General features: G+C 65.1%; 14 protein-coding genes. 3 read left to right on the top strand and 11 right to left on the bottom strand.

Annotated features, from left to right (window positions below):
• Positions 1 to 105: 105 nt before the first annotated feature.
• Complete coding sequence (dapB, locus tag ACUN9Y_RS04135) at positions 106 to 924, bottom strand: 4-hydroxy-tetrahydrodipicolinate reductase (protein ID WP_445459413.1); 819 nt, start codon at positions 922 to 924, stop codon at positions 106 to 108.
• Between the two features lie 529 nt (positions 925 to 1,453).
• Here dapB and ACUN9Y_RS04130 point away from each other — a divergent pair.
• On the top strand, positions 1,454 to 2,344 hold the full coding sequence (locus ACUN9Y_RS04130) for an esterase-like activity of phytase family protein (RefSeq protein ID WP_445459412.1): 891 nt from the start codon (positions 1,454 to 1,456) through the stop codon (positions 2,342 to 2,344).
• Between the two features lie 124 nt (positions 2,345 to 2,468).
• Here the strand turns inward: ACUN9Y_RS04130 and ACUN9Y_RS04125 are convergent, their stop codons facing one another.
• The 4 genes from ACUN9Y_RS04125 to ACUN9Y_RS04110 all read right to left on the bottom strand — a co-directional run bounded on the left by ACUN9Y_RS04125 (position 2,469) and on the right by ACUN9Y_RS04110 (position 6,619).
• Positions 2,469 to 3,572 (bottom strand): mandelate racemase/muconate lactonizing enzyme family protein, encoded by a 1,104-nt coding sequence (locus ACUN9Y_RS04125; protein WP_445459411.1) that lies wholly within the window; start codon positions 3,570 to 3,572, stop codon positions 2,469 to 2,471.
• 37 nt (positions 3,573 to 3,609) lie between these two features.
• Positions 3,610 to 4,884 (bottom strand): MFS transporter, encoded by a 1,275-nt coding sequence (locus tag ACUN9Y_RS04120; protein WP_445459410.1) that lies wholly within the window; start codon positions 4,882 to 4,884, stop codon positions 3,610 to 3,612.
• Positions 4,885 to 5,019: 135 nt separating this feature from the next.
• The gene (locus ACUN9Y_RS04115) at positions 5,020 to 5,865 is read right to left on the bottom strand and encodes an ureidoglycolate lyase (protein ID WP_445459409.1); all 846 of its coding nucleotides are present in this window, start codon (positions 5,863 to 5,865) and stop codon (positions 5,020 to 5,022) included.
• Positions 5,866 to 5,887: 22 nt separating this feature from the next.
• On the bottom strand, positions 5,888 to 6,619 hold the full coding sequence (locus ACUN9Y_RS04110) for an SDR family oxidoreductase (RefSeq protein WP_445459408.1): 732 nt from the start codon (positions 6,617 to 6,619) through the stop codon (positions 5,888 to 5,890).
• Positions 6,620 to 6,820: 201 nt separating this feature from the next.
• On the opposite strand from ACUN9Y_RS04110, the gene ACUN9Y_RS04105 reads away from it, so the two are divergent.
• Complete coding sequence (locus tag ACUN9Y_RS04105) at positions 6,821 to 7,669, top strand: IclR family transcriptional regulator (protein ID WP_445459407.1); 849 nt, start codon at positions 6,821 to 6,823, stop codon at positions 7,667 to 7,669.
• On the opposite strand, the gene ACUN9Y_RS04100 is transcribed toward ACUN9Y_RS04105, so the two are convergent.
• The 4 genes from ACUN9Y_RS04100 to ACUN9Y_RS04085 all read right to left on the bottom strand — a co-directional run bounded on the left by ACUN9Y_RS04100 (position 7,638) and on the right by ACUN9Y_RS04085 (position 10,655).
• Positions 7,638 to 8,396, bottom strand: coding sequence for a class I SAM-dependent methyltransferase (locus ACUN9Y_RS04100; protein WP_445459406.1), 759 nt, complete (start codon positions 8,394 to 8,396; stop codon positions 7,638 to 7,640). The two genes, ACUN9Y_RS04105 and ACUN9Y_RS04100, sit on opposite strands and share 32 nt — an antisense overlap.
• Before the next feature lie 247 nt (positions 8,397 to 8,643).
• Complete coding sequence (locus ACUN9Y_RS04095) at positions 8,644 to 9,594, bottom strand: DMT family transporter (protein WP_445459405.1); 951 nt, start codon at positions 9,592 to 9,594, stop codon at positions 8,644 to 8,646.
• Complete coding sequence (locus tag ACUN9Y_RS04090) at positions 9,591 to 10,160, bottom strand: MarR family winged helix-turn-helix transcriptional regulator (protein ID WP_445459404.1); 570 nt, start codon at positions 10,158 to 10,160, stop codon at positions 9,591 to 9,593. Before ACUN9Y_RS04090 ends, ACUN9Y_RS04095 begins: the two co-directional genes overlap by 4 nt.
• Before the next feature lie 222 nt (positions 10,161 to 10,382).
• Positions 10,383 to 10,655 (bottom strand): DUF2218 domain-containing protein, encoded by a 273-nt coding sequence (locus ACUN9Y_RS04085; RefSeq protein ID WP_445459403.1) that lies wholly within the window; start codon positions 10,653 to 10,655, stop codon positions 10,383 to 10,385.
• A gap of 264 nt (positions 10,656 to 10,919) precedes the next feature.
• Here ACUN9Y_RS04085 and corA point away from each other — a divergent pair, with 264 nt between their 5' ends.
• Complete coding sequence (gene corA / locus ACUN9Y_RS04080) at positions 10,920 to 11,885, top strand: magnesium/cobalt transporter CorA (RefSeq protein WP_445459402.1); 966 nt, start codon at positions 10,920 to 10,922, stop codon at positions 11,883 to 11,885.
• Between the two features lie 67 nt (positions 11,886 to 11,952).
• On the opposite strand, the gene ACUN9Y_RS04075 is transcribed toward corA, so the two are convergent.
• Both ACUN9Y_RS04075 and dnaJ read right to left on the bottom strand, forming a co-directional pair.
• A complete protein-coding gene (locus tag ACUN9Y_RS04075) occupies positions 11,953 to 12,852 on the bottom strand; it encodes a DMT family transporter (protein ID WP_445459401.1) in 900 nt (299 codons plus the stop codon).
• A 172-nt stretch (positions 12,853 to 13,024) separates the two neighbouring features.
• Entirely contained in the window at positions 13,025 to 14,164 is a 1,140-nt protein-coding gene (gene dnaJ / locus ACUN9Y_RS04070; RefSeq protein WP_445459400.1) for a molecular chaperone DnaJ, read from the bottom strand.
• Between the last annotated feature and the right edge of the window lie 88 nt (positions 14,165 to 14,252).

Raw genomic sequence — 14,252 nt, 5'->3', positions numbered from 1 at the left:
TGAATGCCTCGTGCCCGGCCAAAATTTTTGGAATGTTACAGGTTTTCCGCCCTGCTGACTACCCCGAATCGCGCTGGGGACCCGGCGTGAACGGAGACAAACGCGTCAGTCCAGGTTCAAGACGTCTGCCATGCCGTAGCAGCCCGCCTCGCGGCCGGCCACCCAGCGCGCGGCCCGCACCGCGCCCTTGGCGAAGGTCATGCGGCTCGATGCCTTGTGAGTGATCTCGATGCGTTCGCCTTCGGTGGCGAACATCACCGTGTGCTCGCCGACGATATCGCCGGCACGCACCGTGGCGAAGCCGATTTCCTTGGCGTCACGAGGACCGCACTGACCGACACGTTCGAAGACGCCATGGTCCTTGAGGTTACGGTCCAGCGCCGCCGCCACGACCTCGCCCATGCGCAGCGCCGTGCCGGAAGGCGCATCGACCTTGTGACGATGGTGGGCCTCGATCACCTCGATGTCGTAGCCTTCATCGCCCAGCGCCCGAGCCGCGGTTTCGAGAAGCTTCAGCGTCAGATTGACGCCCACGCTCATGTTCGGCGCAAAGACCATCGGCACGCGATCGGCGTGGCCATCGAGCTGGGCGAGTTCGTCATCGCTAAGGCCGGTGGTACCAATTACCATCGCCTTGCCATGTTCGGCGCAGAAAGCCAGATTACCCAGTGTCACCTGGGGCGTGGTGAAGTCGATCAGCACATCGAAATCATCGACGATGGCCGCCAGGGAGTCCACGGCCTGAACGCCCAGACGCCCCACCCCGGCCAGCTCACCGATGTCGGTACCGGCCAGGGTGCTGCCCGGCTCGACGATGCCCCCGGCGAGCGCCGCGTCCGGCTCCTGCTCCACGGCGTTGACCAGGGTGCGGCCCATGCGGCCGGCCACACCGACGATGGCGATACGGGGGGCAGTGCGACTCATGCGAACTCCTCGGGCTATAGCGGGAACGGGGCGGACAGATAAGGTAAACGAGACTCGAAAGACAGCACGCAGTATACCAACGGCATCTCGGCCCGTCTGTGCCAGCGCGTCGCCATCCCACGGTCACAGGGGGCGATTACCCTGACAACGCCACACCCGACAACGACGCGCCACGGCCAACAATGAAGCGCCGCGCTCGCCATGGCACCCCATCGCCGAACCGCACACCGGACGCGGCAGTGGCAGTGGCAGTGGCAGGCCTGGGCGACAACAGCGCGAGGAAAGCCGCGCCAAGGAGAAGTGAGCCCCCATGCAAGGCACAAGCGTCGCGACGGAGCGATCCTGCGTCTTATCGCCGACGGTCGATACCCCGCCATCGGCCACCCCATGGCCAGCCCGCCCCAGCGCCGGACGCCGCTGGCAACGCGCCATAGTCGCCGCACTGTGCCTGATGCTGACAGCGACGGGCTGCAGCGACCGGGTGAGGGTCGCGTCCCTGGCCGGCGCAAACGCAAACGAGCCGGCGGCTTTGGCGCCGCCTGGCATCGCGTTCTGTGGCACCCTCGAGCTGCCCGGCGAGTGGCCGGCCTCGTCGGCGGCGCCGGGTGTGCCGCTGGGCGGCCTGTCGGCGCTGGCCTGGGACGCCGACGAGGGCCTGCTGCACCTGGTCTCCGATCGCGGCCGAGTGCATCGCGCCCGGGTGATATTTGACGGCAAGCAACTGGCGGATCTTGTCGTGATCGACAGCCATCGGCTCAAGGGGCCGGACGGGCACCCCCTTGGCGGCAAGAACGTGGACGCCGAGTCGCTGGTGCTCGACGCCGCAGACGATGGCATCGCGGGCAATACGCGGCTGCTGGTCGGCTTCGAGCAGGACCACCGCCTGCAACGCTTTCGCCCCGACGGCGAGCCCGTCGGCCCCACCATCCGCCCCGCCGCGGCCCAGGATGCCGGCGAGAACCAGGGCATGGAATCGCTCGCCCGCCTGGCGGGGATCGGCACCATCGCCGGCCTCGAGGCGCCAACCGCCGACTCGCCCGAGCGGATCACCCGGCTGTTCACCCTCGATGACAATCGCCGCTGGAATTACCCCCTGTCAGGCGCCGCCGGCAGCGCCCTGACCGACCTGGCGGCGCTGGACTCGGCGCCGCCAGACGGGCCGCCGGCCCTGCTCGCCCTGGAGCGCGCCTACGCCCCGCCCCGTCCGCTGGTGATTTCGCTGAGCCGCGTGGAGCTGCTGGCGCCGCCCGCGGTGCGCGTCACGCGCCTGGCCGCGCTGTCCAGCGCCGACGGCTGGCGCGTCGACAACATGGAAGGCCTGACGATGCTGCCCGACGGCCGCGTGCTGATGGTCAGTGACGACAACTTCAGTCCGCTTCAACGCACCCTGGTGAGCTGCTTACACCTGACCGACGCTTAGACACGACGCGAAGGCGCACCGCATAGACATGACGCGACGGTGCGCCGCTTGGCCATGACGCGAAGATCCGCCGCTTGGCCATGACGCGACGGTGCGCCGCTTTGCCATAGCGCGAAGGCACCGCTTAGCCATGGCGCGCACGATGCACCACGTGGCGCTCGAGGGCCTCGAGATCCCAGTCGATGCCAAGGCCTGGGGCGTCGCTTGGGTAGGCGCGACCCGCCGAGATCTCGATGCTCGAATGTGTCACCAGGTCGAGCTGCGGAATGTACTCCAACCAGCGGCTATTGGGCACCGCACAGCACAAGCCCAGGTGCAGCTCCATCAAGAAGTGCGGGCACACCGGAACATTGAACGCCTCGGCCAGGTGCGCCACCTTGAGCCACGGCGTGATGCCACCGATTCTCGCCACATCGGTCTGGACAATCGAACAGGCGCCACTGGCAAGATAGTCCTTGAATTGGGAAAGGCTATACATCGACTCCCCCACCGCGATCGGCACCGACGTCGACGCGGCCAGCCGGCGGTGCGCCCCGATGTCATCGGCATGAATCGGCTCTTCGAACCAGGCGATATCGAGCGCCTCGAACTGGCGCGCTCGGCGAATCGCCTCTTCCACCGTGAAGCCCTGGTTGGCATCGGTCATGATTTCCCACTCGGGCCCCACCCGATCGCGCACGATGCTGATTCGCCGCACATCCTCCGAGACGTGGTCGCGTCCCACCTTGAGCTTACCGCCGCCGAACCCGAGCTCCTTCGCCTTGACCGCCTCATCGATCAGTTCGGCCTCATCCATGTGCAGCCAGCCACCCTCGGTGGAATACAGCGGGATGCTGTCCTTGGCACCGCCGGCGACGCGGTGAAGCGGCAACTTGGCTCGGCGAGCACGCAGGTCCCACAGCGCGGTATCGATGGCGGCCAGCGCCAGCGAGCACACCGGCCCCACGGTCAGCGCGTGGACCCGATAGAACAGCCGCCGCCACAGGCCGTCGATGTCTTCGGCTTCCTGGCCAAGCAGTACCGGCACCAGGTGATCATCCAGCAGCTTGCACACCGACGAGCCGCCGGTGCCGATGGTGTAGCTGTAGCCGAGCCCGGTCACCCCGTCGGTGTCGGTGATGCGCACCATCGGCGTTTCCTGCAGCTCGAAGCTCTGCACCGCGTCGGTGCGCTTCACCTTGGGTTTGAGGTTGACCTGAAGCACCTCTACCGAAGCAATTTTGGCCATGGGTTCTTCCTTCTATAAATGATGTGGGAGAGGAGGTTCAGGCTCGGCCCGCGGAGTCCGTCGGGGCGCCAGCCAAGTGCCTTCGGGCAACGACCAGCACGAGCGCAACGGCGAGCAGGCAGCCACTGATCAGGTACAGGCCGATATTTGCACTGCCGGTCGTCTGTTTGACCCAGCCGACGATAAAGGGACTGACAAAGCCCGCCAGATTGCCGATGGAGTTGATGATGGCGATGCCAGCCGCCGAGGCGGCACCGGCCAGAAACAGCGGCGGCATGGTCCAGAACACCGGCAGAGCGGCGTAGATGCCGAAGGTGGCAAGGCTAAGACACGCCATGCCCACACCAAGGCTGGTGCCGGCCATGGCACTGCCGATCAGGCCGATGGCACCGACGACACAGGCCACGGCGACATGCAGCGGACGCTCGCGCCAGAAGTCAGATGTGCGGGCCAACACCAGCATGCCAACGATCCCGGCGAGATTAGGAAGCGCGCTCCACAGGCCCACATCAACAGCACTGGTCACCCCGATATCGGCAATCAGCGATGGCAGCCAGAAGCCGATGCCATAGGACCCCATCACGATGCCGAAGTAGATCAGGCTCAGCAGCCACACCCGAGGCTCACGAAACCCGCCCGCGGTGTCGTGGGTTGCGACCGAGCTTTGGTCGCTCTTGAGCTGCTCGCGCAGCGCCTGTTTCTCGCCATCGCTGAGCCACTTGGCGGTTTCCGGGCGATCATCGAGCCATATCAGCACGCACACGCCGGCGATCAACGAAGGAATCGCTTCGATCAGAAACAGCCACTTCCACCCGGCCATCCCGCCGATCTCGTGAAATCCGCCCAGGATGGCCCCCGACAGAGGACCACCAATGATCCCGGCCACCGGGACCGCGACGATGAAACCGGCCATGATCGCGCCGCGGCGGGCGGCGGGGAACCAGGAGCTCAGATAAAGGATGACCCCAGGGTAGAAGCCGGCTTCGCAGGCCCCGAGAATGAAGCGCAATATATAGAACGACATTTCCGAGGACACGAACATCATGGCGCCCGAGACGAGGCCCCACGAGATCATGATGCGTGCGATCCAGCGCCGTGCACCGACTCGATGCAGTATCAAGTTGCTCGGCACTTCGAAGATAAAGTATCCGATAAAGAAGATGCCGGCCCCCGCCCCATAGACCGCTTCGCTCAACTGCAGGTCGGACAACATTTGCAGCTTGGCGAAACCGACATTGACCCGGTCCAGATAGGCGACGATGTAACAGCAGAACAGCATCGGAATCAGTCGCCAGAAAATCTTTCGGTACATCCTGTCCTCACCGCCACTGAGATTGTCAGGGGCGGCTTCACTCGCGGTAACGGTCATCGACGTGGCCTCGTTATGATTTTTTGTCGGGCTCCGCGCCCTGTCGCCTTTGCGGCGACGGCGCTTGCTTGGCGCGGTCTACTCGGCGGGATAGGTGTGCTGGGACTGCTCACCGAGCCCCTCGATCCCCAGCCGAACCGTCTGGCCCGGACGCAGATACACCGGCGGGTGCTGCCCAAGGCCCACCCCTGGCGGCGTGCCGGTGCTGATGATGTCGCCCGGCTGAAGGCTCATGAACTGCGAAAGGTACGACACGAGGTAGGCGACGCCGAAGACCATAGTCCGAGTTGAACCCTGCTGGTAGCGATGTCCGTCAACCTCTAGCCACAGATCAAGGTTCTGCGGATCGGCGACGTCATCACGGGTGACCAGCCAAGGGCCGATCGGGCCGAAGGTGTCACAGCCTTTGCCCTTGCACCACTGCCCTTCACGCTCTATCTGAAAGGCGCGCTCCGAGACATCGTTGATCACGCAGTAACCGGCGACATGATCGAGTGCGTCCGCTTCGCTGACGTACTTGGCCGTCTTGCCGATGACCACGCCCAACTCGACTTCCCAGTCCGTCTTTTGCGAATGGCGCGGTATCTCGATGCCATCGTTTGGGCCGCAGATGGAGCTCGTCGCCTTCATGAACACGATCGGCTCAGGGGGAACCGTCGCCCCCGTTTCCGCGGCGTGATCGGAGTAGTTCAGCCCGATGCAGATGAACTTGCCGACGTCGCCAACGCAGGGGCCGATACGCGGCGTCCCTTCCACACGCGGAAGACGCTCCGTGTCGATGGCGCGCAATTTCTCCAAGCACTGATCGGACAGATACAGCCCACTCAGGTCCGCAACGTGCCCAGACAGGTCGCGCAGCCGGCCGCTGGCATCCAGGATGCCGGGGCGCTCTTCACCCGCCTTGCCATAACGCAGAAGTTTCATGCAGATCTCCCTGGTTCGAGGTTCAGGCGGTCCAACCGCCATCGATGATGTGAATGTGGCCGCTGGTAAAGGTCGCCCCCGCCAGGTAGAGCACGAGTTCGGCGATCTCCTCCGGCGTGCCGATGCGTCCCATGGGCTGGCGCGCCACGAATGCCTGACGCGCCGCTTCGTAGTCCCCCTGGGCTTCGAGGCGCTGACGCAAGGAGGGACTGTCGACGGTACCCGGGCATATCGCGTTGCAGCGGATGCCTTGGGTGATGTAGTCCGCCGCCACGGCCTTGGTCAGTCCGATCACCGCGGCCTTGGTGACGCCGTAGGCGAAGCGATTCGCCACGCCCTTCACGCTCGATGCCACCGAGGCCATGTTGATGATGCTGCCGTCCTGGCGCGCCAACATGCCGGGGAGCACGGCGCGAATCAGCCGATACTGCGACTGCACGTTTAGCCGATAGGCCATGTCCAGATCACTCTCGTCGCACTCGAGAATGGTGCCGCTGTGGACAATCCCGGCGCAGTTGAAGAGCACATCGATCACCTCATGCTTGCCGGCCAGGCCGTTGATCGACGTCGGGTCGAGCACATCCAGGTGGTCGATCTCGACGCCGGGCAGCGTCCCCAGATCCTCGAGCGCCTGCCGATTCACATCGGTTGCGATGACCCGAGCACCCGCCTCGGCCAAGCGCAGCACGGCGGCTCGACCGATCCCCTGCGCGGCCCCTGTCACCAGCGCGGTCTTTCCTTGCAGCTGTGTCATTACACGGCTTCCCGTCGTTGAAGGCTTGGCCGTGAGCCCCCTCTGCTGCAGGGTGCGACCGCCCAAACCAGAATTTATATTTGAATAGTTAATTCATTTATAAACACAGTGCGTCGAAGGTGCAACTCGACCAAGGGCGACATTGACCTGGTGGGGACGATCGGAAATGATGCGAGGCGAACGACCAACGGAGCGGTATCGATGGCAGTACGCGGAAAGGATGCACCACCGGCGAGCGATCAGAGCGCAGACCGCTACCGGGCGCCCGCTCTCGACAAGGGACTCGATATCATCGAGGTGTTGGCGGAGCGTGAAGCGGGGTTATCCCAGGCCGAGATCGCCAAGGAACTGGGGCGCAAACCCAACGAAATCTACCGCATGCTGGACCGCCTGGTGCGGCGCGGCTACGTGCTGCGCACCGACGCCGACCAATACGAGCTCACCCTGAAGCTGTTCGAGCTCGCCTACCGTCAGTCACCGACTCGCCGCCTCGCCAGTCACGCCCTGCCGCACATGCGCCGCTTTGCCCAGGTCACAGGGCAAGCGTGCCACTTAAGCGTTCAGGAGCGCGGCAGCCTGACCGTGATCGCACAGGTCGATGCCCCGGGGTACTGGGGGTTCGGCATTCGTCTCGGCTCGCGCCTCGGCGTGCTGGACACCGGGTCTGGCCTGGTCATGCTGGCCTTCGCCAGCGCCGCGTCGCGGGATCTGATAATGCTCGAAAACAGCAAACCGTCGCAGGCCGTCATGAGCGAGTTGTCCGCCGACATCGAACGGGTGCGCGACCAGCACTACGCCATGCTGCCGAGCCAGCAGACCGAAGCCGTGTACAACATTGCCGTTCCCGTGTTTTCAAGCCCAGGCAACATCGTTGGCGTGCTTGCCTGCCCGTACTTGCAGCATCTCGATACCGATCGGCTGCCCGGGCGCGAGGCGGTACTGGGCCACCTGCAAGGGGTGGCCCAGCACTTGAGCCAGCCAGCCGGACACGGGGGCAATCTGCCCGGGGCGACGACGCCTAACGACGCGCCACGAACAGGTGGTGATTGAAGCCATCGGGGCCCCACAGCGACGCAATCTTGGGGTCATGAAAACGCAACGGTTCACGCACCACGTCAACGAAACCGACCGCTTCCAGGGTCTGACGAATTGTTTCGCCGTGGATCACGACGTGATCGACCCTCAAGGTATCGGCACCGGCCGTCACGTAACCGCGCACCAGGCTCCAGGGGCGCGGCACCTCGCCCTCGGCGACACCGGGGTCATAGCGGTAGCTGGTCAGTGCTTCGAGACGAGCCATCTTGGCCCGGTCGTAAACGTAGTCGTGGGTGATATCAAGAAACGCCAATAGGCCGCCCGGACGCAGAGCGTCGAAAAGATTGCGACAGGCCTGGGTAAGCGTCTGCTGGTTCTTGATGAAGTGAAAGGCGTAAACACAGACCACGCTATCGAAGGGGGCCTGCTCGAGCGCCAGCGGGCGGTAGGCGTCCTCTACCCGAAAGCCGAGCCCGGGGGCGGTGTGGCGTGACGCTGCCAGGGCGACCTGGGCGGGGCTAACGTCGATGCCCAACACCATGGCGGCCCCTTCCAGCTTCAACAACGCCGACATGTCACCATTGCCACAGCCGACGTCGAGGATCGACTTGCCTTGCACCCCCCCACCGGCGTGAACGTAATGCAGCACCGACCCCGTGAACATGGCGTACAGCGCCTGATGGGCCAACTCGTCGTAGCGCTCGCTGAGCGCCGGCGAGAAGGCATCGTTGATCAGCTTCATGGCAGATTCCGTGGCGGCGACGGCGGAATGCCTCGCTCTGCAGCCCCACCACCACGGTGCGGACCGAACTATCACCATTATCGGAACCACCGAAAGCGCTCTATCGAGAACTACGCCGAAACCGCCAGCGCCGCTCCCTCATGCACGCTGCTGCAGAAGCCGCGTCTGACACTCCCGTTTGCCACCACGACCAGCGCGCAATGCACAAATGCCAGCCCAATAGCGTTAGGCTCGTGAGCCTCCCCCTTCAAGAGGGCCTGGGCGCCGCCGTGTTGCGCCTGGCGTGGCGGCGCTGGCTCAGGTCGCGACGCAGCAAGGCCGCAATGGCCAGCACTACCAGGGCACTTCCCGGCAACCACACTACCGATAACCGCTCGGGATGATTCGCAAACAGCAGCAGCATCGACACGAACGGCACCAGGTAGCCATAGGCCGTCACCGCCGCCGGTGTCAGCACATCGGTGGCACGCTGCTGCAACCAGAAGGTGACACCACTGGAGAACAACCCGAGATAGGCCACCAGGGCGACGTCGGTGAGCGTCAGGCGCGTGATCGCTGCGGGCGAGTTGAACAGCACACCGAGCAAGCCAATCAACACTCCCCCCAGCACCAGGCTCCACAGCGTTCTCACCCCCGCGTGGGGCGATAGCCAGCCCTTGGACAGACCCAGCTTGGTCAGCACCGGGTACAGCGCCGACGCCACGCAGCCGATGAAGAATGCCGCTTCGCCAAGCCCGAACTGGAGCTGAGCGAGATCTCCCCCGGCCTCGGCCCAGGCCAGGCCGATCGCGCCGAAGGCGCCAAGGGCGAGCAACCCAAGCAGCCCCAAGGCGCGCCTCTCGACGCCTATCAGGCGCCCGAGCGCATAGGCGAGCAGCGGAACACTGACGAACAACGTCGCCATGGACAGCGCCGTGGTGCGATGCGCGGCCCAGAACATGGTGCCGAAGAAGCCGGCCAGGCACACGCCCATCAGGGCATACAGCAGAAACCCGGCGCGGCATGGCTTGAGGCCCGGCGCGCCGAGCACCAGCGGCAATACCGCCAGCGCCGCGATGGCGAAACGCATCGCCGTCAGCAGCAGCGGCGGCAGCCCTTCGGTGAGCAGCCCCACCGCAGGAAACGACAACCCCACGAACAGCGCCCAGAACAGCATCCCTAAATGAGCCCCCCAGGCGCCCTCGAACCACCGACTCATGCGTCACCCCCGGGAACATCACCCTCCAGTGACAGAAGCAATGACCGCAGCCCCCCCGCCAAGGCCACGTCCTGACCCGCCGGAAGCACCGCCTTGAGCCGGTCCAGCGCCGCCAGATAGTCATCCAGCAGCGCAGGCATCATGGCCCGGCCCTCATCGCTCAGACGCACCAGCACGCTGCGCCGATCTTCGGGATTGGCGACGCGCTCGACGAGACCGCGGCTGGCCAGGCGGTCGAGACGATTGGTCATGGCGCCGGAACTCAGCACCACGGCATCACACAACGCGTTGGGCGTCATCCCCGCCGGCTCGTCGCGCCGATAGAGGGTGGCCAGCAGGTCGAACTCCCCCTCGCGCAGACCGTGCGCGCGAAACACGGCCGAGACGCGACGGTCCACGTGCTTCAGCGCCCGATACAGCCGCGTGAAGATGCCCATGGCAGAAGGGTCACGGTCGGGCAACACCCGCTGCCATTCCGCCATCAGGCGGTCGATGGCATCGCAGGGCTCGTCCGCGGAGCGGGTCTCCAGGGCCGCGATGGGGCCCTGCGTCGACGATGGTGACATGGTCATTTCCTTTGACGACAAGAATCTTTAGGTAAAGATACTTGATTACAAGCGATATCGCCAACCCGATCAGGTTGCCGGCACCACTCAGCGGCGCCGGGAGGGCAGGGACAAGGTGGCCCTACCCCAGCGCAGCGCCTCCGGCGTGCCGAGCCTGGAACCTCGAGCCCCGAGCCCCAAGCCCCAAGCCCCGAGCAGGTCTAGGTCAAGGCCCTGGCGGTGCTAGCCCCAGGCAACGACCAGTTCTTCCTTGCCCGCCATCCGCTCCAGGTGGCTTGCCACCACGGCTTTCAAGCGCTCGAGCACCTCGGCATCATCGGCGTCGAGGCGGACATCCAGCGTATCGGCGCCGGCCTGCATCACACAGCGGCCTCCCTCGAATACCACCAGCCCCCGCTCGGCATCGACCTCCAGCTTGTGGGACCAGTGCTTGCACAGACGATGGATCAGGCGCTGTCCCGACGCCGTGGCAATAGTGGATCGCGATTCGACCATGGAACGCCCTCTGCCAATCAGAATGATCCACAAAGGCTAGCAAAGGGCCAGCCCGGCACGACAGGCAACGGGGTGTTGCTGCCAGCCAGAACAGGGTGCGGCAAGGGCCGCGACCTCACGCCTTTGCCCGGCCATCCACTGCCTCGTCCGCTCCGTTCCTTGCCTCGCGGCCGGCACGCGCGTTTACGTTGAGATACGTTTCACCGGCCCACGGCAACGTCGGGCTATCCTGACAACCAGAATCTTCGATAGAGGGACTTGGCGATGATCGTGAACTGCGTGGCTTACGAACAAGGACGCCGTCTGAGTGACATCGCGCCCGAGAACATCGGCGACTACCTGACGCGTCCGGACTGCTTCGTCTGGGTCGCGCTGCACGATCCCGACGCCAACGAACTGGCGATCTTCCAATCGGTCTTCGACCTGCATGAGCTTGCCATCGAAGACGCCCTGGTCGGTGGCCAACGACCCAAGGTCGAGGAGTACGGTGACGCCCTTTTCGTCATCACTCAGATGGTCACGGCCAGCGAGGGCGATATCCAGCACGGCCAACTGGCGGTCTTCGCCGGCCAGGGATACGTGCTCTCGGTGCGGCAACATCCCGGCCGCGGCTTTGCCGATGTGCGTGCCCGCTGTGAGCGCGAACCGGACCTGCTCAAGCAGGGGCCCGCCTTCGTGCTCTACGCCCTGATGGATGTCGTGGTCGACCGCTACTTTCCTGTCGTCGAGGAGCTCGAGACCGAGCTCGAAGGCATCGAAGATCAGATATTCATCAAGGGAACGGCTCGGGCGAGCCTCGAACGACTTTACCAACTGAAGCGCCGCACCATGGAGCTCAAGCGTGCGGTGGCACCCCTGGCCGAGGCCAGCGCCCACCTGTTTGGTGGGCGCGTGCCGGCGCTGTGTTACGACACCCAGGACTACTTTCGCGATGTCTACGACCACCTGCACCGCATCGAGATGGCGGTGGATACCATCCGCGAGACCATCATCACCGCGATCCAGGTCAATCTGTCGATGGTCGCCATCGACGAAAGCGAAGTGAACAAGCGCCTGGCCGCCTGGGCGGCGATCTTCGCCGTGGCCACCATTCTCGCCGGCATCTGGGGCATGAACTTCACCCATATGCCGGAACTCGATTGGCGCCTCGGCTACCCGCTGGCACTGCTCATGATGGGCACCGCCAGCGGTGGCCTCTACTACCGTTTTCGCGTCACCGGCTGGCTCTAGGGCTCGTCACCCCACCCGTCGGCCGCTGCCCACTGAGACGAGCCCTGCTCCAAGGGCCACCCGCAGCTTATCGTCGAAGCGGCCATCTGAGCCGGCGACCCTCCAGCGCAGCCAGGGCCGCCGCACCGAGTACGAAGGGCAAGGCGACCAGGAAGCCCGTGGATATCGGCAGTCGAAAAAGCAGTAGATCCGCCAGCACCGGCCAGATCAGCGCGACATACTCGAACGGCGCCAGGCGCGACACTTCGGCGTAGCGCAGTGCCAGGGTCATGCAGATATGCGCGGCCCCACCGAACAGACCGGCGAGAATCAGCAAGGCCAGCGTCTGCCCAGGCAGGCGCACCCACCCCAGCGGCCAGGTCGCCAGGCCCGCCAGGGTACAGACCAGCACGAAGTAGAAGGCAATGGCGCCGGCCGTCTCGGTGCGGGAAATTCGCCGCACTGTGAGCAAGGCACCCGCGGTCAGCAAGGCACCAAGGATGCCCAGGCCGTAGCCCAGCACCCTGCCGGCATCCTGACCACCGCCAAGATCCGGCACCACCAGCACCGCCACGCCACATACCGCCAGCCCCAGGGCCACCGCCCGCAGCGGCGTGAAGCGCTCGCCCAGGATCAACACTCCTCCCAGCGCCATCAACACCGGCGCCAACTGGGCCAACAAGGTCGCCTCCGCCACCGGCAACCGGGCCACCGCGGCGAACGAAGCGAACATCGCCGCCGCCCCCATTCCCGAGCGCAGCAAGTGCCCCCCGGGGCGGCGCGTCGCCAGCGCCGCGGGAAACTCACGTCGCCAGGCCAGGAAGATGACGATGGGCAACAACGCAAAGGCCGAACGGAAGAACACCACCTGCCCGAGCGGCACCTCGTCACTGACCCACTTCACGCACACCAGCATCCCGGCGAACAGCAGGCCCGACAGCAATCGCAAGACGATACCCGCCAGTGGGCGGTCGCTATTCTCGATCATTCGCCTTCGCTCCCTGCGCTCCATGACCGACAGCCGTCGGTCAGACATGCAAAACCCCCGAAGCCGGGCCTCGGGGGTTCTGGTTACCGCTTGCTCGCCAATGGCCACCGCTGTCGCGGCGACCATCTGGGCTGGCGTATGACGCTAGCCTCGGGGCACCCTGCCCCGGGCATCAGATCTTCATGTCTTCGAAGAACTTCTTCACACCGTCGAAGAAGCTCGACTTCTTCGGTGAGTGCTGGCTATTGGCGCCACCCAGGCTGTCCTGGAACTGGCGCAACAGGTCTTTTTGCTCATCACTGAGCTTGACCGGCGTCTCGATCACCACCCGGCACAGCAGATCCCCCGCGGGGCCACCCCGTACCGGCTTGACCCCCTTGCCACGCAACCGGAACAGCTTGCCGGTCTGGGTCTCGGCCGGAATCTTGAGTTTGACGCGACCGTCCAGGGTCGGCACTTCGAGCTCACCGCCGAGGGCGGCATCGATGAAGTTGATCGGCACCTCACACTGCAGGTGACGGCCTTCACGCTCGAAGATGTGGTGCGGCTTGATCGCCACCTGCACGTACAAGTCACCAGGTGGGCCGCCGTTGACGCCGGCCTCGCCTTCACCGTTCAGGCGAATGCGGTCGCCGGAATCGACGCCCGCCGGAATCTTCACCGACAGGGTGCGGGTCTCGCGTACCCGTCCTTCACCATGACACTTGTGGCACGGCACCTTGATGTGCTGGCCGCTGCCGTGACAGGTCGGGCAGGTCTGCTGCACGGCGAAGAAGCCCTGCTGCATGCGCACCTGGCCGTGACCATGACAGGTCGGACAGGTCTCCTTGGAGGAACCCGGCTCGGCACCGTCGCCATCGCAACGCTCGCATTCGACATGACGCGGCACGCGAATATCGACGCTGGTGCCCGCCACGGCGCTCTCGAGATCGAGCTCGAGGTTATAGCGCAGGTCACTGCCGCGCTGGGGGGCATTCGGATTGCGCCGGCCACCGCCGCCGCCGCCGAAGATATCGCCGAAGACGTCGCCGAAGATGTCACTGAAACCGCCGGCCCCCGCTCCGCCGAAGCCACCGCCACCCTGGCCATCGACGCCGGCATGGCCGAACTGATCGTAGGCCGCGCGCTTCTCGCTGTCGGTCAGCACCTCGTAGGCCTCGGAGACCTCGCGGAACTTCTCGGCCGAGGTGTCATCACCGGGGTTACGATCCGGGTGATACTTCTGCGCCAGACGGCGATAGGCCTTCTTGATGTCTTTCGGGTCGGCGCCACGCTCTACGCCCAGCACCTCATAAAAATCTCGCTTGGACATGAGTCTGTCCGCCTCCGTCGCGACGCTCAGGAACACCAACGCGGGAGACGGGCTCCCGCGCTGGCGCTATCTGGGGTTCAGATGTCGT

The sequence above is a fragment of the Halomonas sp. V046 genome, from assembly GCF_052645355.1.
This window is presented reverse-complemented; position numbering and strand designations above follow the sequence as displayed.

Bases quoted from the DNA above. Each gene is read 5' to 3' on its own strand.
- ACUN9Y_RS04120 (WP_445459410.1), bottom strand. From the start codon at position 4,884: ATGTACCGAAAGATTTTCTGGCGACTGATTCCGATGCTGTTCTGCTGT.
- ACUN9Y_RS04105 (WP_445459407.1), top strand. From the start codon at position 6,821: ATGGCAGTACGCGGAAAGGATGCACCACCGGCGAGCGATCAGAGCGCA.
- ACUN9Y_RS04115 (WP_445459409.1), bottom strand. From the start codon at position 5,865: ATGAAACTTCTGCGTTATGGCAAGGCGGGTGAAGAGCGCCCCGGCATC.
- ACUN9Y_RS04090 (WP_445459404.1), bottom strand. From the start codon at position 10,160: ATGTCACCATCGTCGACGCAGGGCCCCATCGCGGCCCTGGAGACCCGC.
- dapB (WP_445459413.1), bottom strand. From the start codon at position 924: ATGAGTCGCACTGCCCCCCGTATCGCCATCGTCGGTGTGGCCGGCCGC.
- ACUN9Y_RS04125 (WP_445459411.1), bottom strand. From the start codon at position 3,572: ATGGCCAAAATTGCTTCGGTAGAGGTGCTTCAGGTCAACCTCAAACCC.
- ACUN9Y_RS04100 (WP_445459406.1), bottom strand. From the start codon at position 8,396: ATGAAGCTGATCAACGATGCCTTCTCGCCGGCGCTCAGCGAGCGCTAC.
- ACUN9Y_RS04075 (WP_445459401.1), bottom strand. From the start codon at position 12,852: ATGATCGAGAATAGCGACCGCCCACTGGCGGGTATCGTCTTGCGATTG.
- ACUN9Y_RS04085 (WP_445459403.1), bottom strand. From the start codon at position 10,655: ATGGTCGAATCGCGATCCACTATTGCCACGGCGTCGGGACAGCGCCTG.
- dnaJ (WP_445459400.1), bottom strand. From the start codon at position 14,164: ATGTCCAAGCGAGATTTTTATGAGGTGCTGGGCGTAGAGCGTGGCGCC.
- ACUN9Y_RS04110 (WP_445459408.1), bottom strand. From the start codon at position 6,619: ATGACACAGCTGCAAGGAAAGACCGCGCTGGTGACAGGGGCCGCGCAG.
- ACUN9Y_RS04095 (WP_445459405.1), bottom strand. From the start codon at position 9,594: ATGAGTCGGTGGTTCGAGGGCGCCTGGGGGGCTCATTTAGGGATGCTG.
- corA (WP_445459402.1), top strand. From the start codon at position 10,920: ATGATCGTGAACTGCGTGGCTTACGAACAAGGACGCCGTCTGAGTGAC.